The 20,040-nt window shown below is 60.7% G+C and carries 17 protein-coding genes and 4 tRNA genes; 1 reads left to right on the top strand and 20 read right to left on the bottom strand.

The annotated features are described in order from the left end of the window. Positions 1 to 111 precede the first annotated feature (111 nt). From rpoB to IV454_RS09805, 15 genes are all read right to left on the bottom strand, one after another. Complete coding sequence (rpoB, locus tag IV454_RS09875; protein WP_206091331.1) at positions 112 to 4,218, bottom strand: DNA-directed RNA polymerase subunit beta; 4,107 nt, start codon at positions 4,216 to 4,218, stop codon at positions 112 to 114. A 254-nt stretch (positions 4,219 to 4,472) separates the two neighbouring features. Next, the gene (rplL, locus tag IV454_RS09870) at positions 4,473 to 4,847 is read right to left on the bottom strand and encodes a 50S ribosomal protein L7/L12 (protein ID WP_229522166.1); all 375 of its coding nucleotides are present in this window, start codon (positions 4,845 to 4,847) and stop codon (positions 4,473 to 4,475) included. Between the two features lie 108 nt (positions 4,848 to 4,955). Beyond that, positions 4,956 to 5,498, bottom strand: a complete 543-nt coding sequence (rplJ, locus tag IV454_RS09865) for a 50S ribosomal protein L10 (protein ID WP_166880643.1) — start codon at positions 5,496 to 5,498, stop codon at positions 4,956 to 4,958. 277 nt (positions 5,499 to 5,775) lie between these two features. Further along, a complete protein-coding gene (rplA, locus tag IV454_RS09860; protein WP_054265746.1) occupies positions 5,776 to 6,471 on the bottom strand; it encodes a 50S ribosomal protein L1 in 696 nt (231 codons plus the stop codon). After that, entirely contained in the window at positions 6,471 to 6,902 is a 432-nt protein-coding gene (rplK, locus tag IV454_RS09855; protein ID WP_054265745.1) for a 50S ribosomal protein L11, read from the bottom strand. The genes rplA and rplK overlap by 1 nt, the downstream gene beginning before the upstream one ends. 194 nt (positions 6,903 to 7,096) lie before the next feature. Further along, positions 7,097 to 7,771 carry a transcription termination/antitermination protein NusG gene (gene nusG / locus IV454_RS09850; protein ID WP_229522165.1) on the bottom strand — a complete coding sequence of 225 codons (675 nt, stop codon included), beginning with the start codon at positions 7,769 to 7,771 and terminating at the stop codon, positions 7,097 to 7,099. A 1-nt stretch (position 7,772) separates the two neighbouring features. After that, entirely contained in the window at positions 7,773 to 8,159 is a 387-nt protein-coding gene (gene secE / locus IV454_RS09845) for a preprotein translocase subunit SecE (protein WP_054265743.1), read from the bottom strand. 34 nt (positions 8,160 to 8,193) lie between these two features. Further along, positions 8,194 to 8,269 (bottom strand) — tRNA-Trp (locus IV454_RS09840). Between the two features lie 108 nt (positions 8,270 to 8,377). Beyond that, entirely contained in the window at positions 8,378 to 9,583 is a 1,206-nt protein-coding gene (tuf, locus tag IV454_RS09835; RefSeq protein WP_054265806.1) for an elongation factor Tu, read from the bottom strand. A 94-nt stretch (positions 9,584 to 9,677) separates the two neighbouring features. Beyond that, positions 9,678 to 9,752, bottom strand: a tRNA-Thr gene (locus IV454_RS09830). A 58-nt stretch (positions 9,753 to 9,810) separates the two neighbouring features. Beyond that, a tRNA-Gly gene (locus IV454_RS09825) sits at positions 9,811 to 9,884 on the bottom strand. Between the two features lie 41 nt (positions 9,885 to 9,925). Beyond that, a tRNA-Tyr gene (locus tag IV454_RS09820) sits at positions 9,926 to 10,010 on the bottom strand. A gap of 332 nt (positions 10,011 to 10,342) precedes the next feature. Then, the gene (locus IV454_RS09815; protein WP_206091330.1) at positions 10,343 to 11,899 is read right to left on the bottom strand and encodes an HDOD domain-containing protein; all 1,557 of its coding nucleotides are present in this window, start codon (positions 11,897 to 11,899) and stop codon (positions 10,343 to 10,345) included. 9 nt (positions 11,900 to 11,908) lie between these two features. Then, positions 11,909 to 13,549 (bottom strand): response regulator, encoded by a 1,641-nt coding sequence (locus IV454_RS09810; RefSeq protein ID WP_206091329.1) that lies wholly within the window; start codon positions 13,547 to 13,549, stop codon positions 11,909 to 11,911. 179 nt (positions 13,550 to 13,728) lie between these two features. Next, complete coding sequence (locus tag IV454_RS09805) at positions 13,729 to 15,321, bottom strand: DUF3369 domain-containing protein (RefSeq protein ID WP_206091328.1); 1,593 nt, start codon at positions 15,319 to 15,321, stop codon at positions 13,729 to 13,731. Between the two features lie 279 nt (positions 15,322 to 15,600). Between IV454_RS09805 and IV454_RS09800 the strand changes: the two genes are divergently transcribed. Next, on the top strand, positions 15,601 to 16,107 hold the full coding sequence (locus IV454_RS09800) for a chemotaxis protein CheW (RefSeq protein WP_206091327.1): 507 nt from the start codon (positions 15,601 to 15,603) through the stop codon (positions 16,105 to 16,107). Positions 16,108 to 16,136: 29 nt separating this feature from the next. Here the strand turns inward: IV454_RS09800 and IV454_RS09795 are convergent, their stop codons facing one another. From IV454_RS09795 to IV454_RS09775, 5 genes are all read right to left on the bottom strand, one after another. Beyond that, positions 16,137 to 16,790, bottom strand: coding sequence for a hypothetical protein (locus tag IV454_RS09795; RefSeq protein WP_206091326.1), 654 nt, complete (start codon positions 16,788 to 16,790; stop codon positions 16,137 to 16,139). A 72-nt stretch (positions 16,791 to 16,862) separates the two neighbouring features. Next, on the bottom strand, positions 16,863 to 17,231 hold the full coding sequence (locus IV454_RS09790; protein WP_206091325.1) for a hypothetical protein: 369 nt from the start codon (positions 17,229 to 17,231) through the stop codon (positions 16,863 to 16,865). Between the two features lie 46 nt (positions 17,232 to 17,277). Beyond that, positions 17,278 to 17,715, bottom strand: a complete 438-nt coding sequence (locus IV454_RS09785; RefSeq protein ID WP_206091324.1) for a lysozyme inhibitor LprI family protein — start codon at positions 17,713 to 17,715, stop codon at positions 17,278 to 17,280. 49 nt (positions 17,716 to 17,764) lie between these two features. Continuing rightward, a complete protein-coding gene (locus tag IV454_RS09780; RefSeq protein WP_206091323.1) occupies positions 17,765 to 18,739 on the bottom strand; it encodes a J domain-containing protein in 975 nt (324 codons plus the stop codon). A gap of 120 nt (positions 18,740 to 18,859) precedes the next feature. Beyond that, complete coding sequence (locus IV454_RS09775) at positions 18,860 to 20,008, bottom strand: class I SAM-dependent methyltransferase (protein ID WP_206091322.1); 1,149 nt, start codon at positions 20,006 to 20,008, stop codon at positions 18,860 to 18,862. Positions 20,009 to 20,040: the final 32 nt, after the last annotated feature.

The raw sequence follows: 20,040 nt of genomic DNA, 5'->3' as shown, positions 1-20,040 counted from the left end.
ATTTCTATGTTGCAACTTCCGCCGTCGCCCCCGCGAAGGCGGGGGCCCAAGTTCGTGGCGAACCGACAAACTTGGATTCCCGTCTTCACGGGAATGACGGGCCGGTGGTCTTTAATTACGCTCGAGGTCGATATCGATACCCAGCGAACGAATCTCTTTCACCAGCACGTTGAACGATTCCGGCATACCCGCGTCGATCACATGGTCGCCTTTGACCAGGTTTTCGTACACTTTGGTACGGCCGTTCACGTCATCCGACTTGACGGTCAGCATTTCTTGCAGCACATACGATGCGCCGTACGCTTCCAGTGCCCAGACTTCCATCTCACCGAAACGCTGACCACCGAACTGGGCTTTACCGCCCAGTGGCTGCTGCGTGACCAGCGAGTAAGGACCGGTCGAACGCGCGTGCATCTTGTCGTCGACCAAGTGGTGCAGTTTCAGTACGTGCATGTAGCCAACAGTTACCTTGCGCTCGAACGCTTCGCCGGTGCGGCCGTCGTACATCGTGACCTGGTTCTTCGACGGTGTCATGCCGAGTTTGGTCGCGATATGGTCAGGATACGCCAGGTCCAGCATGCGATGGATTTCCGACTCGTGCGCACCGTCGAACACTGGCGTCGCGAATGGCACGCCGTTCTTCAGGTTTTGCGCCAGGGTCATGATCTCGTCGTCGCTGAAGTTGTCCAGGTCTTCCGTCTTGCCGGTTTCGTTGTAGATCAAGTTCAGGAACTTGCGCATTTCCTGGACCTTGGCTTGCGCTTTCAGCATTTCGCCGATGCGCAGGCCCAGGCCCTTGGCTGCCCAACCTAAGTGGGTTTCCAGAATCTGACCGACGTTCATCCGCGAAGGAACGCCCAGCGGGTTGAGCACGATGTCGGCCGGGGTACCGTCCGCCATGTACGGCATGTCTTCGACTGGCACGATACGGGAAACCACACCCTTGTTACCGTGACGGCCGGCCATCTTGTCGCCCGACTGCAGGCGGCGCTTGACGGCCAGGTAGACTTTGACCATCTTTTGCACGCCTGGTTGCAGCTCATCGCCCTGGGTCAACTTCTTGCGCTTCTCTTCGAAGGCCAGGTCGAACTGGTGACGCTTCTCGGCGATCGATTCCTTGATCGCTTCGAGGGCAGTGGCGGCATCGTCGTCAGCTGGACGGATATCGAACCAATGGTACTTGTCGAGGTCGTCGAGGTACTCTTTGGTGATCTTCACGCCCTTGGCCAGCTTTTTAGGGCCGCCATTGACTACTTTACCAATCAGCATTTTTTCCAGACGCTGGAAGGCATCGCCCTCCACAATCCGCATCTGGTCGTTCAGGTCGAGGCGGAAACGCTTGAGTTCATCATCGATGATCTGCTGGGCGCGCTTGTCGCGGACGATGCCTTCACGGGTAAACACTTGGACGTCGATCACGGTACCGACCATGCCCGAAGGCACGCGCAGGGAGGTGTCTTTGACGTCCGACGCCTTCTCGCCGAAAATCGCGCGCAGCAGCTTTTCTTCCGGGGTCAGCTGGGTTTCGCCTTTTGGCGTTACTTTACCGACCAGGGTGTCGCCTGCCTGGACTTCAGCACCGATGTAGACGATGCCGGATTCATCCAGACGAGCCAGCTGGTTTTCCGCCAGGTTCGAGATGTCGCGCGTAATTTCTTCGGCGCCCAGCTTGGTATCGCGTGCCACCACCGACAACTCTTCGATGTGAATCGAGGTGTAGCGGTCGTCTTTCACGACGTTTTCCGAGATCAGGATCGAATCCTCGAAGTTCAGACCATTCCATGGCATAAATGCCACGAGCATATTCTGACCCAGAGCCAGTTCGCCCAGATCGGTCGAAGCGCCATCGGCGATCACGTCGCGCTTGGCGACACGGTCGCCCACTTGCACGATCGGACGCTGGTTGATGTTGGTGTTCTGGTTGGAACGGGTGTACTTGATCAGGTTGTAGATGTCCACGCCGACTTCGCCCGCCAGTGCTTCGTCGTCGTTGACGCGAATCACTACACGGCCTGCATCGATGTAGTCGACCACGCCGCCACGCAAGGCTTGCACGGTGGTGCCCGAGTCGACTGCCACGGTGCGTTCGATACCGGTACCGACGAAGGCTTTTTCAGGGCGCAGGCAAGGAACGGCCTGGCGCTGCATGTTGGCACCCATCAATGCGCGGTTCGCATCATCGTGTTCGAGGAAGGGAATCAGCGAGGCGGCGACCGAAACGATCTGGCCTGGAGCGACGTCCATGTACTGGATGCGCTCTGGCGAGACCAGGATCGTTTCGCCGGCTTCACGCGCGGACACCAGTTCATCCGACAAGGTGCCTTCGGACGAGATGGTCGCATTCGCCTGGGCGATGATGTAGCGGCCTTCTTCGATCGCGGACAGATAGTCGATCTTGTCGGTGACCATGCTGTTTTCGACCTTGCGGTACGGCGTCTCGAGGAAGCCGTATTCGTTCAGGCGGGCAAACAGAGCCAAGGAGTTGATCAGGCCAATGTTCGGGCCCTCTGGCGTTTCGATCGGGCACACGCGGCCGTAGTGGGTCGGGTGCACGTCGCGCACTTCGAAGCCGGCGCGTTCGCGGGTCAGACCACCAGGTCCGAGCGCGGAAACGCGGCGCTTGTGGGTGATTTCCGACAGCGGGTTGGTCTGGTCCATGAACTGCGACAGCTGGGACGAACCGAAGAACTCGCGGATCGCGGCCGAAATCGGCTTCGAGTTGATCAGGTCGTGCGGCATCAGGTTGTCCGCTTCGGCTTGGCCGAGGCGTTCCTTGACGGCGCGCTCAACGCGCACCAGGCCGGCACGGAATTGATTCTCCGCCAGTTCGCCGACGCAACGTACGCGACGGTTACCCAGGTGATCGATATCGTCGACTTCGCCGCGGCCATTGCGCAGTTCCACCAGGATCTTGATCACAGCCAGCACGTCGTCGTTCGACAGGGTCATCATGCCGGTCAGTTCATCGCGGCCGATGCGGCGGTTGAACTTCATGCGGCCGACGGCCGACAGGTCGTAGCGCTCAGGGCTGTAGAACAGGCCGTTGAACAGGGCTTCGACCGAATCTTCGGTTGGCGGCTCGCCTGGACGCATCATGCGGTAGATCGCCACTTTCGCAGCCATCTGGTCAGCGGTGTCGTCGATACGCAGGGTTTGCGAAATGTAGCCACCCTGGTCGAGATCATTCGTGTACAGGGTCTGGATTTGGCTGATGTGGGCTTCGCGCAGGCGGCCGAGCACGTCTTCGGTCAGCTCGTCGTTGGCCGAGGCGACGACTTCGCCGGTGTCCGCATCGACGATGTTCTTGGCCAGCACACGGCCGAGCAGGTAGTCTTCAGGCACGGAAATGTGCTTGATGCCGGCTGCTTCGATATCGCGCACGTGCTTGGCGTTGATACGCTTGTCTTTCAGCACCAGTGCTTTACCGGATTTGTCCACGATGTCGAAACGCGCGACTTCGCCACGCAGGCGTTCGGCGACGAATTCCATCTCGGCGCCTTCGGAGCGCAGATTGAAATTATCGAATACGAAGAAGTTCGCCAGGATCTGTTCGTGCGACATCCCGATAGCCTTCAGCAGGATCGTCACAGGCATCTTGCGGCGGCGGTCGACGCGGAAGAACAGGATGTCCTTCGGATCGAACTCGAAGTCCAGCCACGAGCCGCGGTAAGGAATGATCCGTGCCGAGAACAACAGCTTGCCCGACGAGTGGGTCTTGCCGCGGTCGTGTTCGAAGAACACGCCAGGCGAACGGTGCAGCTGCGAGACGATCACACGCTCGGTACCGTTGATGACGAATGAGCCGGTGGTCGTCATGAGCGGCAATTCGCCCATGTAAACTTCTTGCTCTTTCATTTCCTTAACCACAGGCTTGGTCGGCGATTCTTTATCCAGAATCACCAGACGCACCTTGGCGCGCAGCGGCGACGCGAACGTCAGGCCACGCTGTTGGCATTCCTTGACGTCGAAGGCCGGGTCACCCAGGACATACGACAGGAATTCGAGACGCGCAAAACCATTGTGCGACACGATAGGGAAAATCGAGGTGAAAGCCGACTGCAGGCCATCGTTCTTGCGGGTCGACGGGATGGTATCCGCTTGCAAGAAATTCTCGTAGGATTCGAGCTGTGTAGCCAGAAGGAAAGGAACGTTGTGAACGTTGGCGCGCTTCGCGAATGACTTGCGAATGCGTTTCTTCTCAGTAAATGAGTAGTGCATGGACACTCCGTGAGTGACAGAAAGGATGAGAATTCAGGAATTTCCAGGGCCGGGCGCGCACTAGAAAGGCCTCAAGTCTCGAACTTTTTGCCAGGTGATAAGAAGATAATACGAATACTACCGGGTACCGCTTAAGCGTTACTTATACGACAGGGACGACAAAAGAGCCAAAGCCGCATCCTCCCCCTTTCGGGAGAGGACCGCAAGCTTTGACTCCGGCGCAGAACTGAACGCCAAATAAGGCTTTGTTGCTATTACTTGATTTCGGCTTTCGCGCCAGCTTCTTCCAGCTTTTTCTTGCCGGCTTCAGCGTCAGCTTTCGAGATCGCTTCTTTCACCGTTTTTGGTGCGCCATCGACCAGGTCTTTAGCTTCTTTCAAGCCGAGGCCGGTGATTTCGCGAACTGCTTTAATGACGCCAACTTTGTTCGCGCCGAAATCAGCCAGGATCAGGTTGAATTCGGTCTGCTCTTCAGCAACAACCGCTGGACCTGCACCAGCGCCGCCGCCAACTGCGACTGCAGCTGCCGATACGCCGAATTTTTCTTCGAATGCCTTGACCAGGTCGTTCAGGTCCATTACGGACATTTCGCCAACTGCTGCCAGGATGTCGTCTTTGCTGATTGCCATTTGAAACTCCATTTATTTTGTGGAGGACAGAGCCGCTTTGCAGCGATGTCCTCTAATACGTTGTATAGATTGGTATTGACTAAAAAAAGCGCAAGTAATCGCGGACGATTACGCTGCTGCTGGGGCTTCTTCTGCTGCTGCAGTTTCTTCTGCAGGAGCGGCGCCTTCGCCTTTTTTCGCTGCCAGGGCAGCCAGACCACGTGCAAAGCTCGACACCGGCGTCAGCATCAGGCCCAGGATCTGGGAGATGAGGACTTCACGGCTAGGAATGCTTGCCAACGCGACAACAGCTGCTTTATCCAGCTGTTTGCCTGCGTAGTTACCTGCGGTAATAACCAGTTTGTCGTTGGTTTTAGCGAAGTCAGCGATGACTTTAGCTGCTGCAACGGCATCATCCGAGATCGAGTAGATCAACGGACCGACCATCGAGTCGGCCAGGTTAGCAAACTGCGTACCTTCAACGGATTTGCGAGCCAGCGTGTTCTTCAGAACACGCAGGTACACACCCTGGGTACGCGCTTTGGCACGAAGTTGCGTCAAGTGACCAACCTGGATGCCACGATATTCGGCCACGACGATGGTTTGCGCAGTTGCTACTTTTGCGGAAACTTCGGCGACGACGGCCTTTTTGTCATTCAGATTGAGACCCACGGTCAACCTCCTAAAATGATGCGCGGCAAATGCCTTGCATCGGTTCGAACAACGGCGTCCGACGTTTAGAAGTACAACTGAGCGGATGAATTCACGCAGCGGGACTAACAAAACTTGCTCGGGTGCACCATCTGCGTTGGGTGATCTATTAACCTCCAGCCTGCCTGCTGCCTTCAGCCCAACGGTCTTTGATTGTCTGCCCGGGCTTGCACCCGGACATCCCAAAGAGTCGCCACGGTTTGCACCATGGACTTAATTTTGTACTTGAAGCCGAAACTTAAGCAGCCAGGGAACCCTGGTCGACGCGAACGCCGGCGCCCATGGTCGACGACAGGGCTACCTTGCGCAGGTAAACACCTTTCGACGAGGCTGGCTTAGCCTTGTTCAGAGCATCGATCAGCGCAACCAGGTTGGCTTTCAGGTCAGCGTCAGCGAACGATTTACGGCCGATCGTTGCGTGGATGATACCTGCCTTGTCGGTACGGTACTGAACCTGGCCGGCTTTCGCGTTTTTCACGGCGGTAGCGACGTCAGGAGTAACAGTGCCGACTTTCGGGTTAGGCATCAAGCCGCGTGGTCCCAGGATCTGGCCCAGGGTACCGACGATACGCATGGTATCTGGCGAAGCGATGACGATATCGAAAGGCATGTTGCCGGCTTTAACCATCTCAGCCAGGTCTTCCATACCAACGATGTCGGCGCCGGCAGCTTTTGCTTGCTCGGCTTTTTCGCCGGTTGCAAATACTGCAACGCGAACGGTCTTGCCGGTGCCTGCTGGCAGAACGACGGAGCCGCGCACGACTTGATCCGACTTCTTAGGATCCACGCCCAGCTGAACCGATACGTCGATCGATTCGTTGAACTTGGCGGTGGCGAATTCTTTCACCAGAGCGACTGCATTGTCGAAGCCGTAGGACTTGTTACGGTCGACTTTGGCTTTGATTGCTTTAACGCGTTTGGACAGCTTAGCCATTACAGACCCTCCACCGTGATGCCGATCGAACGAGCGGAACCGGCGATGATGCGCACTGCGGCATCCATGTCGGCAGCGGTCAGATCCGGCTGTTTGATTTTAGCGATTTCTTCAGCTTGAGCGCGGGTCAGCTTGCCTACCTTGGTGGTATGTGGCGTTGGCGAACCTTTGGTGATGCCGGCGAACTTCTTGATCAGGTAAGTCGCTGGAGGCGTCTTCATCACGAAAGTGAAGGACTTGTCCGCGAACGCCGTGATCACGACTGGAATTGGCATACCTGGCTCTTGACCCTGGGTCTGGGCGTTGAACGCCTTGCAGAATTCCATGATGTTCAGGCCGCGCTGACCCAGTGCTGGGCCAATCGGTGGGGATGGGTTTGCTTTACCAGCTGGCACTTGCAGCTTGATAAAACCAATGATTTTCTTTGCCATGATGGCTCCTATCTTGGATTGAGTAGTAGCGCCCCGCCGGTACAATCATGGCAGGGCTCCTCTTACCGGATTTCGCTAAACGACTGCGGCGCTCCGATTAGGCGCTATCGTCGCCCCCGCGAAGGCGGGGGCCCAAGTTCACTGCGCAGACTACGGCGCCGAACTTGGGTTCCCGCCTGCGCGGGAACGACGTTTTATACTTTCTCGACCTGGCCGAACTCGAGTTCGACAGGCGTTGCACGACCGAAGATGGTAACCGAGACGCGCACTTTGGATTTCTCGTAATTGACTTCTTCGACGTTGCCGTTGAAGTCGGTGAACGGACCATCCTTGATACGCACTTGCTCGCCCACTTCGTACAGCACTTTCGGGCGCGGCTTCTCGATGCCTTCTTGCATCTGCTGCATGATCTTGTCGATTTCGCGCGCGGGAATCGGCGTCGGCTTGTTCGACTTACCGCCAATAAAGCCGGTGACCTTGCTGGTGTTCTTGACCAAGTGCCAGGTCTCGTCCGTCATTTCCATTTCAACCAGCACATAGCCTGGGAAGAAACGACGTTCGGTGACCGACTTCTGGCCATTCTTGACTTCAACGACTTCTTCGACCGGCACCAGGATGCGGCCGAACTGATCTTGCATACCGGCGCGCTCGACTCTCTCGGTCAGTGCGCGCATGACACTTTTTTCCATGCCGGAATAAGCATGCACAACGTACCAGCGCTTGTTGCTAACTGGCACGCTCAGTGCTGCGCCAGCGTCTTGTGCCGGAGCGTCTACGCCCGGCACCGATGCGTCGGCCGCCGAAGCGTCGGCCGCCGGAGCGTCAACCGCTGGTTCGCCGGCCGCATCATCTTGCACATTTTCGCTCATGTTATTTCCAACCCAGGATCACGTCGTACAACAAAAATTCAAGCATCTTGTCCGTGCCCCACAGGAACAGCGCCATGACGGTAACAAACGCAAACACGATACCCGTGATCTGCATAGCTTCTTTGGGAGCGGGCCAAACGACTTTCTTGGTCTCGCGCACAGACTCTTTGGCGAAATTCAAGAAATCACGGCCATTGGAAGAGGTCCACAAAAGCAGGACGGCAAAAACTAAACCAGCCGCGAGTGCGGCACCGCACATCCAAGCTGGTTTACTTTGGCCCTTCAGGTAGAAGAACCCGATCACCCCTGCAATCGCGGCAACCACTGCCAGCGCGACTTTAAACTTGTCGTTCGACGTGCTGACGGTTTGCACGGATTGATTAGACATACGTTTTTACTTTCGGTGCCCTGCACCAGAACGGTGGCAGGGACGGAGGGCATCGAACCCCCAACCTTCGGTTTTGGAGACCGACGCTCTGCCAATTGAGCTACGTCCCTACGTAAAACTTCAGTGGAATCAGCAATTATACCATCGTCCGGCCGCTGATGGCAAGCTGCTGATTTCGGCGGAGCGCCGGACGGAGAGTCCGGGCTCGCCCTAACTAATTACTTACCAGCGACTTCGCTGAGAATCTTTGCAACAACACCTGCGCCAACGGTACGGCCACCTTCGCGGATCGCGAAACGCAGGCCTTCTTCCATCGCGATCGGGTTGATCAGCTTGACGGTGATCGACACGTTATCGCCTGGCATAACCATTTCTTTGTCCGCTGGCAACTCGATCGAACCAGTCACGTCCGTAGTACGGAAGTAGAACTGTGGACGATAGTTGTTGAAGAACGGGGTGTGACGGCCGCCTTCGTCTTTCGACAGGACGTAGATCTCACCGGTGAAGTGATTGTGCGGCTTGATCGAGTTTGGCTTCGCCAGAACCTGACCACGCTGTACGTCTTCACGCTTGGTGCCGCGCAGCAGCAGACCGACGTTGTCGCCAGCTTGACCCTGGTCCAGCAGCTTGCGGAACATTTCCACGCCGGTGCAAGTGGTCTTGACGGTGTCGGAGATGCCAACGATTTCGATTTCTTCGCCGACTTTAACAACACCGCGCTCGATACGGCCGGTCACAACGGTGCCGCGACCCGAGATCGAGAACACGTCTTCCACAGGCATCAGGAAGGCGCCGTCGATTGCGCGCTCTGGCGTTGGGATGTAGGTGTCCAGCGCTTCGGCCAGGGCCATGATCGCGACTTCGCCCATTTCGCCGGTGTTGCCTTCGAGGGCCATACGTGCCGAACCCTTGATGATTGGCAGGTCGTCGCCTGGGAACTCGTATTTCGACAAGAGCTCACGCACTTCCATTTCAACCAGTTCCAGCAGTTCTGCGTCGTCGACCAGGTCGCACTTGTTCAGGAACACGATGATGTAAGGAACGCCAACCTGGCGTGCCAGCAAGATGTGCTCGCGGGTCTGTGGCATTGGGCCGTCAGCTGCGGAGCAAACCAGGATCGCGCCGTCCATCTGTGCTGCGCCGGTGATCATGTTCTTGATGTAATCGGCGTGGCCTGGGCAGTCAACGTGAGCGTAGTGGCGGTTAGCCGTTTCGTACTCGACGTGAGCGGTGTTGATGGTGATGCCGCGCGCTTTTTCTTCTGGTGCTGCATCGATCTGGTCGTATGCTTTTGCTTCGCCGCCGAATTTCTTCGACAGAACGGTTGCGATAGCTGCCGTCAGGGTGGTCTTGCCGTGATCAACGTGTCCGATGGTACCGACGTTGACGTGCGGCTTGGTCCGTTCGAATTTACCTTTTGCCATTTTAGACTCCTAACGATTTTGAGTGTGACCAGGCACGCGCCTGACTAACTATTGAATACTGCGACTGTTGCGTATGCCGTGAAGCATTGAATTCTGGTGCCCTTTACGTGGATTGAACACGTGGCCTCTCCCTTACCAAGGGAGTGCTCTACCACTGAGCTAAAAGGGCGATTATGTATTACGATTTTGCGATCTTGCTGCCACCGATCGCGCATTGCATGAAGCACTGGAGCGGGTGAAGGGAATCGAACCCTCGTCGTAAGCTTGGAAGGCTTCTGCTCTACCATTGAGCTACACCCGCGAGTTACTACTTCACCGACTACAACATCTTCTGCAACAACTTGGTGGAGGGGGCTGGATTCGAACCAGCGTACTCATAGAGAACAGATTTACAGTCTGTCGCCTTTAACCACTCGGCCACCCCTCCGCGAGGAACCGCAGAGTATGAAGCAAGATCAATCTACTGTCAATTATATTTGCAGGGTGCTTTCTGCTAACTCATTGACGTCTTGCTTCGGGGCGTGATTGTAACGGGAAGAAGTCGGGATGTGCAAGGGCTTGGCGAAAAAATGTGAAATTCTTTTTTTGATGCCTGGGTGATGGCTTTCTCCCTCCTCTCCCTTCCTCCGCCCCAGCCGTCATTCCCGCGCACGCGGGAATGACGGCTGGGGCGCGGGAATGACGGTGGGAGGGCAGGAATGACGGTGGGGGGCAGGAATCGCGGAGGGGCCGGGAACATAGGGGAACGGGAGCGTGCTACTACGGCGCCAGCGCCAGCAGCACCTGCCCTTTCAGGGCCTTGATCAGGGACGTTTCATCGGGCGGCACGCCCTCCGGCGCGAGCTCGGCGCGGTCGGCATAGAACAGGCCCACCTGCACCTTGCTCACCACCAGCGGCAGCACGATGAAGCTTTTGGCGTCCGGCAGCAGGGCCCGGTGCCAGAGCGGCACCAGGTCGCGGATCTTGGGGCTGGTGGCGTCCGCGATCATCAGGTCGGCATCGTTTTCCATGGACAGGTGGAACAGGTCGCGCGCCGCGCCCATGGGAAAGGCAAAGCCGGCCTGGCGCCGCGCATGGTCTTCGCCGAACGCCAGGCGCGCCCGGTACTGGCCGCTGCGGGCATCCTTCAGGCACACCGTGGCGAAGCGGAAACCCATGCTCTTGTACAGGGTTTCCAGCACCGCCAGGATGACATCGTTGACCTTGGCGTCGCCCGCGGCGCGCATCTGCGTCACATCCTGCACCCCGGCCAGCAGCAGCTCGCGCGCATTGTGCGGCTTGCCGCTCGGATGGGCCCCGCCCGCCGCGCCCCCGCCCGCGTCCATGGTGGCCAGCAACAGCACGTTCGGCAGCCCGCCGCTATCGGAGGTTTCCTCGTCGCGCGGCTGCGGCTCCATGTTCATGCTGCGCAGCAAGGTCGTCATTTCGTTCTGGACCGTCTCGAACAAGGCCTTCATCTGGTCGGCGCTCAGGTTCAGCGCCACCCCGTAGCGCAGCTGCAAGGCCTGAAATTCCGGGCTCTCGGCCGGACTGGCGGAACGCCCCAGCAGGCGCGATACTTCCATCGAGAACGACGCCACCTGGCGCATCCACTCGCCGCGGTTGATCGCCACCTTCTGCGCCCCCGCCTGCAGCGGGCTGAGCGAGCGGACGATCACGTCCGGAATCTTCCACTCCGCCATCACCGCCTGCGACAGGGCATCGTAGCTCGCTCCCAGGATCATTTGCGAGGCCTGGCCCACGCTGTGGGTGCCGCCCTTGACCAGCGCATTGATCTCGCGGTAGCGGTCGTGCTCGTGCGAAGCCACCAGCAGCGGCCCCAGGTTCTTGAACAGCGCCCCGATCGAGGCTTCCTCGGCGCCCTGGTAAGCGCTGTGGCGCGCCATTTCGCGCCCCACCAGGCTGGCGCACAGGGCCGCCTCGAGCTCGATCCGCACGCTGTTGGCATGGGCGCTGTTGGACAGGGCGTCGACCAGCAGCATCGCCAGCGCCGTGGTGCGCACATTGTCGAAGCCGAGCAGCGAGATGGCGCGCGAAATCGTGGTCACCGTGGTGCCGGACTTGGTGCGGTAGGTCGGCGTGTTCGACAGACGCAGGATGCGCTGGGTCAGGGCCACGTCCGACAGCACGTAATAGGCCAGGTCATGCGTGCCCTCGTCGTCGGAAGACGCCATCTCGACCACGCGCGCCACCGAGGCGCCCAGGGCGAACATGTCTTCGTCGCCGCACACCTTGTGGATCAGGGAGGCGCGCACGCGCCGGGTGTCGCCATCGGCGTGGGAAGGAGAAGCGGAAGGAGGAGAAGCGCTGGACATGGGGTAGGCTTAGGCGGGCGCGCCGGCTTTCCTGCGCGCGCCCTTGTCGTATTTGGTCAGGATCTGCTGATGCAGGCCGGCCAGGGCCGGCAATTTCGGATTGACGGGGTCGAGCCGGCGCACATTGTCGATCAGCGCCAGCGCATGCTGGGCCAGGGGCTCGTCCCAGCCAACGTTTTCCAGGCACTTGAGCACGGCGACGGCGGCATTGAACACCACTTGCGGATTGTCCGGCAACTTGCCGACCGCCTCCAGCATCAGCTCGACCGAACCGCGGTAGTCGCCCTCGTTGGCCTTGGCCGCGCCGGCCGCCACCAGGTCGACCACGGCCTGGCGGCTCTCGTGCGCCACCGTCAGGGCCAGGTCGGTGCGCCCGGCCTGCTCGAACACCGCCATCGCCTTGGCCATGACGGCGCCGTTGGCCGCGTTGCGCATCACCTCGCTCATGACGTCGGCCGCGCCCTGCTCCATATTGTTGTGCAAACAGTTGCGCGCGAGCTCCATCTTGACCTCGGGCGAGAGGCCGCTGGTGAGGCGGCAACCTTCCAGCGCCGCCGTGAGCGATTCTTCCAGGCGTGCATCGTTGCCGGTGTACTCATGCACCATGGCCGAGGAAATGGCGCTGCACACGGCCGTGTTCTTTTGCCCGCCCAGCGACTTGTCGAGGTCCCGGATCACGGCCGCCGCCTGCACCGGATCGCCCTTTTTCACCAGGGTCTGGACCAGTTTGACGTGGTCTTCCGGGTCGCGGAAGGTCGAATACTTGGCCTTGCTCACGACTTGCTTGAGGATTTTTTCGGCGGTCTCGGTGTCGCCCGTTTCCAGCGCCACCTCGCCCAGCTTGCGCAGGCGCCGCACCGCGTGGGGCGAGACCGCCACCGCGTCGCTCAGGACCGCTTGCGACTTGTCCAGTTCGCCCACGGCGGCATGCGTGCGCGCCAGCCAGTCATAGGCGTCGACAAATTTCTTGTTGCTGTCGACCAGGGACGTCAGGATCTCCTTGGCCTCGTCGAAACGTTCGCGCATGAACAGGGTCTTGGCCAGGCCGAGGCGGGCCCAGGCGATGGCCTTGGCGTCGAACAATTGCTGGTAGATCGGCTCGGCCAGCTCCGGCTCGCCCAGGAACATGTGCAGCTCGGCGCGCAGGCGCAGGAAATCGACCGCGTAGCGCGGGTGCAGGCGCATGCCGTCGGCGCACGCTTCGATCGCTTCGCGCTGGCTACCCGCATCCATCAGTTGATAGACCGGCATGAAGACATTGCGCTTGTCGAGCGCGCGCCCGATGCGTTCGAGCAGCAGGTCGGCGGTGAACGGCTTGAGGATGTAATCGGTGGGCGCCAGCTCGGCCGCGCTGACCACCTTGCTGTAATTGCCTTCGGCGGTGACCATGATGAACATGGTCGACATGGTCATCAGCTTATGGTGGCGCAAGTCTTCCAGCAATTGCTGGCCATCCTGGCCGCCGTCGAGGTCGTACTCGCAGAGCACCACGTCGAAGGTTTTCAGGCCCAGGTGCTTGATGGCGGCGTTGGAACTGCCGGCGTGGTCGATCTTGGTCAGCCCGCACAGGGTCAGCATGTTGTGGATGCTCGCGCGCATGCCCGCATGCGGCTCGACAATCAACGCGGTCAGTCCCTCAAGTTCGTTCATCTCTTGTTTTTCCGATCAGCCTGTGGCGGGCAGAGTTCCGCGACGTACGTCGGCACGCTGGGTCTCAGTATATTACGGCAGAGGAACGAAATAGTTGAATTGCGCCCTAAGGAACGGCGAAGCCGATGCAGGAATGCGACACAGCCACCCGGCGACGCGCGCCCGCTGCGCGCGCCGCGTCAATCGTCGTCGCCATCGACCGGTTCGGGCGGGCTGGTGCGGATGATATCGAGCAGCGCCGTCACCACCTCGGGATCGAACTGGGCCCCGCTGCGTTCGGCGATGTAGGTCACCACGTCCGGATACGGCCACGGTTCCTTGTAGGGGCGCCGGTGCAGCAGCGCATCGAACACGTCGACCACCGCCACGATGCGCGCCGCCAGCGGAATGGTGCGTCCGGTCAAGCCCTCGGGATAGCCGCCGCCGTCGAAATGCTCGTGGTGGGCGCCGGCGATCTGGGCGCCGTAAGTCAGGTAGCTCACGCCATCGACCATGCTGGCGGCGCGCTCCAGGATCGAGCGCCCGATTTCGGCATGGGTCTGCATCACGCGCCGCTCCTCGGGCGTGTGCGCGGCCGGCTTGAGCAAGACCTGGTCGGGTGTGGACACCTTGCCCACGTCGTGCAGGATGCTGGCCAGGCCGATCATTTCCAGCAATTGCGGGGTCAGGCCCGGATCGTCGACCCCGCCCTGCTTCATGCGCTGCGCGATGCGGGTCGACATGTCCTGCACCCTCCGCACATGGCCGCCGGTGCCGTGGTCGCGGAACTCGGCCAGGTCGGCCAGCGCCACCACGGTCGCTTCCTGCGCCTTGCGCAACTGGCCGAACATGTACAGATTGTCGAAGGCAGCCGCGATGCGCTGGCAAAACACTTCGAGCAGGTCGCGCTGGATCGGCGCCAGCGGCCACGGCGGCGTGACCGAAATGCACAGCTGGCGCTCTTCCTGGGTGTGGATGTACAGCACATTGACCGGATGCTCGAACTGGCTTTGCTTTTCGCGGAAGGCCTTGACGATGGCCGGCATCAGCGGATGGTCGGGCGGCAGCGCTTCACTGTCGGCCAGGGAAGTATAGCTGCCGGTGGCGGCCACCACGGTCGGCCCGCCGGTGACGGCCGACATCACGCACAGCACGCCGTCGGCGCCCACGTCGAGGATGGCGCTGACCTGGTTGAGCACGCCCGAAGCGAACTCGCGCAGCGAATGGATCTGGTACAGATTGGTGGCGCCGGCCAGGATCTTGCCCAGGCCGATGCGGCTGCGTTCGAGCATCATCAGGCTCTCGTAGGCGCGCAGCGCCGAGATGACGGTGGTAAACAGCTTTTGCGTGGTCAGCTCGGTCTTGGCCTTGTAATCGTTGATGTCGTATTCGATGATCACGCGCTGCTCGGGCGCCTGGCCCGGCTGGCCGGTGCGCAGTACCACGCGCACGATCTGGTTATTGAGTTCCTCGCGGATGCGGCGCGCCAGGATCAGGCCGGCGTCATCGGTTTCCATGACCACGTCGAGCAGCACCAGGGCGATGTCGGGCGTGTCGCGCAGGATGCGGTAACCCTCGGCCCCGCTGTAGGCGGAAAACAGTTCCAGCTCGCGGCCCTTGAAGGCCACGTTGCGCAGCGCCAGCCGGGTGACCGCGTGCACGTCGACATCGTCGTCGACGATGAGCACGCGCCACAGGCGCTGGTCGAGCGCGGCGGCACTGGCGCCCCCGCCGCTCTCGTCATCTTCGTCGAGCAGCCAGTTATCGTCCGATGCATCTGTGGGGTCGGTCATACAGGCTCCATAAGGGCCCCTGTCAACGGGGGTCATACATGATGCGAATCAAAACAGTGCGTTCCAGCCCGACCGTAACTATTAGCAAACAATGCAACTGTGACATGGCAAGGTCCGCTTTTTATCAATCAAATTATAAACAATGTTTTGTTCGAGGCGAGCACCGCTGCATTCATATTTTGCGAACCGGCAACAGCACCGCTCGTCATTTGGCGCGTCATCTGCTACTCTTTGAGAGCACAGGCGTCCGCCGCGGCGCCGCTTTGACAAGGAGACACTATGCAAGTTCCTTCTTCGACTGTAGCTGGTGGCGGGCCATCCGGCAAGGATATCGCGGGTCACGAGTTCCTGGCGTTCACGCTCGGCTCGGAAGAGTACGGGATCGACATCCTCAAGGTACAGGAAATCCGCGGCTATGAGGCGGTGACGCGGATTGCCAACGCACCCGACTTCATCAAGGGCGTGATCAACCTGCGCGGCATCATCATTCCCGTGGTCGACATGCGCATCAAGTTCAACCTCGGCACGCCGGTGTACGACCAGTTCACGGTGGTCATCATCCTCAATATTTCCGGACGGGTGATGGGGATGGTGGTCGACAGCGTGAGCGATGTGACCACATTGACACCAGAGCAAGTCAAGCCGGCGCCGGAAATGGGCACCGCGTTCGGCAGCGACTACCTGATCGGACTGGGCACGATCGACGAGCGCATGCTGATCCTGGTCGATATCGACAAGCTGATGTCGTCGCGCGACATGGGGCTGATCGAGTCGCTGACGAGCTGAGCACCGGGAAGGAACCCGCGGCCCCGACTCTACATCGGTCCTTGTACATCTGATGAAAGCGGACTCATTGCCCTTGCTTTGTGAGCTTCATGCGCTTCTAAAACTTCATCAGAGGGGTTAACGATGAACTCGAACAGCGCAGCCCTGCCATCATAGTCGTCGAGGTGACAAGGATCGGCGAGATTCCTGTACACCTCGTCTGGCGATGTCATCAAATCAATGCGATCTTGATCGGACATCGCTGCCAACCGATGCGTAAGGGTGGCAATGTTTTTGACGGAAAAATTCCTGCTCTGCCAATATAGATCATGTAAATTCGACTCAGACAAGTGACCATTCGCTCTCAGTTTTTGCAACTTCACGAGGATGCTCGTTAGCTCATCATTGAACTTCCTGTAATCTACTAGCAGGCTGCGCAATTCCAATCGCCCCCATTCGGCAGGTGGCCGTGGACAACTGGCCACACACTCTTCCAAGGATGCTGCAACAGAATCAAGGGCCTGTTCCGGAGTGGCGCCGGATTTTTGGACACCGCCGATTTGCTCTCCTGAATCGAGTCGCTCTACTGTCGCCCTGGCGAAATGAAAATTTGTCTGGACCTCGCGCACGTGCAAGACGATTCGGTGAAACCCATCACTCCACCCATCGTGATATTTGCCAATTTCCCATTTCGTTATGAGCATGAGTCGCAGTTCCAGACGTTCGAGTTGCGTTGTAAATGGAAGAATGGGGCGCAGGTCCCACCCTCGCCGGCTTCAGGTTCCATGCGGGTCGAAATAGGCGGCCCAGGTGATGGTCGACGGTTGCAGTTTGGCGGCAGCCCCGAACAGCGCCAGCGCCTGCCTCCGGGTGCCAATGTTGAACACCGCCACCGCCAGATTGAAGGTGGTGTGGCGATCAGGCGATCCCTGCGCCAGCGCTTCGCGCAGCACGGTGTCGGCCTCATGGTACCGCGCGCGGTCGCACAGCAGCGCGCCGAGGCAGGTCAGCACCTGCGGATCGTGCGGATGGGTGGCGCGTGCGTGCTCAAGCAATGCCTGGGCTGCGGCGATGTGACTGTCCCAGTGCTCCAGGCGCTGCCAGGCCTGGTCGACCAGTTGCCGCGCTTCGACAATCTCATTCATGGCAGGTTCGAGACGCGTTGCCGTACGTGGAACTCCGCCCGGCATCTCAGCGCACGCGCACCAGTTCCTCAAGCTCGGCCGCCCGTGCCGCGCGCGCGCTGACCGCGCATTCGTGGGCCGCCAGGCGCGCCGACGTGCCGCCATCGGGATCGGCATAAAACCCGCAATTCGCCTCGGTATATTTCAGCCACAGCCGCTGGGCTTCCTGGAGCTGGTTCTTGCGCGCGCCTTGCAGAGGCGCCAGCAAGGCCCGGTACGCGACATTGAGGCGCTTGTCCTCGACCGCGTACTGCGCCGACATGCACTCTTGCATATCAACGTTGCTGACCGCTTTTTCCATGCAGCGCTCGTACTGCTTGCCACGCGCGGTAGCCGGCGCGGTAGCCGGCGCGATAGCCGACGCGGCATCCGGCGCGGCGGCGCTGGCGGTGGAGACGGCGCCTGCGGCCAGCGCCAGCATCAACATCGTTCGTAATACGGTCATGGGGAAATCCCGGCAAGTCCGGGCGCACCCGGGATGAAAAAAAACCGGCTCAACCCGGATCAAGAGGACGCGCCGCGGCCGCCTGCTTGCGCCGGCCCACGCACTCGGCCTGGCTACCGCCCACGTCCACATTCTGGTAGCGCACTTCATACTTGCCGGCCGCGAGGCGGTCGACCACGAAGCTGTCGCGCGCCAGCACATACACATGGCGCACGTTCGAGCGCCGGTCGAGATCGAAAATCTTGACCAGCACCGGCGAGCCGTTGCGCGTGTTGTCGATGCTGATCTGGGTTTCCGGTCCCTGGTTCCCGATCGGGAAACCGTCCACATAGCCCGACTGCGCCGGCCACGGCTCGCCGTTGGGCGCGATCAGGGAGTGCAGTTCGCTCTCGCAGTCGGCCACCCGCGCCGGCACCACCAGTTCGGTCACGCCCAGGGTGCGGATATCGGGCGGGCGCTGGCCGGCATCGGCCACGTGCGGCTTGGCCACCGCCCAGCCGTCGGCGCGCGCATCGGGCGCCGGGCCGGCAGCCGTGGACGCCCCCGTGCCCGCCGTTCCCAGCGCCGCCGCCAGCACCACCGGCACCGGCACCGCCCGCTCCTGGCCCAGGAAAAAGGCGCCGGCCGCGCAACCCAAACCAAAACACAGCATCAGCCCGAACCACCAGCGCGGATCGCGCACGGCCCGGTACGGCGGCACCACCGCGACCGGCGCCGCATCCCATGCCGGCGGCGCGTCATGGCGCGGCTTGTCGCGCCCCTCCTCGGTGCGGGTGCTTTCCAGCCATTCGATTTCCCACTCCTCGGCCGCGATCCACTCGTCGTGCTCCTTGCGCCGCACCGGGTCGGACAAGGTGCCGTAGGCGCTGTTGAGGATCGCCATGATGCGCGCGGCCTTCTCGTCGCCGGGATTTTTGTCGGGATGGTATTTCTGGCTCAAGGCCTTGTAGGCGGCCCGGATAACTTCCTGCGGCGCCAGGCGCGCCACCTTCAGGTTGTCATAATGTGTGTGGATCTTGGCCATTGTCGTCGGGTCGGGGGAAGCGGGCTGTCGTCCATGATAGCCGATGTCGTCACGCCGGCAAGCCCGCCCGGCGTCACACTGCCATCGTCATTGTAGCTGCAAGGCAAGTTGCCAGAGGCGCTACAGGCGGTGGCTGCGGTCGGCCCGCGCCAGCACGTCGGGCAGGGTCACGCCGCTGCCCACCACCAGCACCTTGAACAATTCGCCCATTTCGGCTGGCGACACGAGCTTTTGCAGGGCCTTGGACTGCGGCAGGTAGCGCATCGGGTCGGACGGGTCGTGCCGCAGCAGCAGCTCGCCGATGCCGGCCCCGAGCAAAAACGAGGCCTGGTTCATGTAGGCCAGTACGTCCAGGCCGGCATCCTGGGCGGCCAGCGCCATGGCGGTGAAGTCGACGTGGGCGGTGATGTCCTGCAAGCCGGGCAGGTAGAACGGTTCCGGATGGGCGTGGTGGCGGTAATGGCACATCAGGGTGCCGCCGATCCGCTGGTCGAGATAGAACTCGTGCGCCGGAAAACCGTAGTCGAGCAGGATGGCGGCGCCCTTGCCAGTGCCGAACATGCGCGCCAGCGACCCCATGAAACCGCAGGCCACGGGATGGACCTCGGTCAGGTAGCCGTCCGGCAGCAGGTCGGCGTCCGGAATCTGGCGCGCGATCTGGGCCGCCAGCGCGCCATCGGGTTGGCGCGCCAGCCAGGCGAACTCGCCCTCTTCCACCGTGACCGTCAACTCGCGCCACAACCCCGCCTCCTTGCGCACCAGCGCCACCGGCATGGCGTCGAGCACTTCGTTGGCCAGCACCACGCCGTCGAAGGAGGAAGGGAAGTCGTCCAGCCAGCGCACCTGCGGGAAGTCTTTCAGCGCTTCCTGCTGGCGCGCGCACAGTTCGCCCGACAGTTCCATGATCGCGTAGCTCGCCACCGGCACGCCGTCGGCCGCCAGCGCGGTGAGCACGTCGAACGCCAGCTTGCCGGTACCGGCGCCGAATTCCAGGATCGCCGGCGCGCTTTGCGCCATGAGCGGCGCGGCCACCTGCGCCAGCGCGGCACCGAACAGGGAACTGATTTCGGGCGCGGTGACAAAGTCGCCGGCCGCGCCCAGCTTGGCGGCGCCGCCGGTGTAGTAGCCCAGGCCGGGCGCATACAGCGCCAGTTCCATGAAGCGGGCAAAGGAGATCGCACCGTCGTGCCGCGCAATTTCGGCGGCGATCAGGTTTTGCAGGGCGTGGGACGCGGCCAGGGCGTCGCTATCGGGGACTGGAAGGGACATCCCGGCATTGTAGCGACAACGGCAGGGATCAA

Origin of the sequence: Massilia antarctica (assembly GCF_015689335.1) — a bacterium.
Taxonomy (GTDB): domain Bacteria; phylum Pseudomonadota; class Gammaproteobacteria; order Burkholderiales; family Burkholderiaceae_D; genus Telluria_A; species Telluria_A antarctica.
This window is presented reverse-complemented; position numbering and strand designations above follow the sequence as displayed.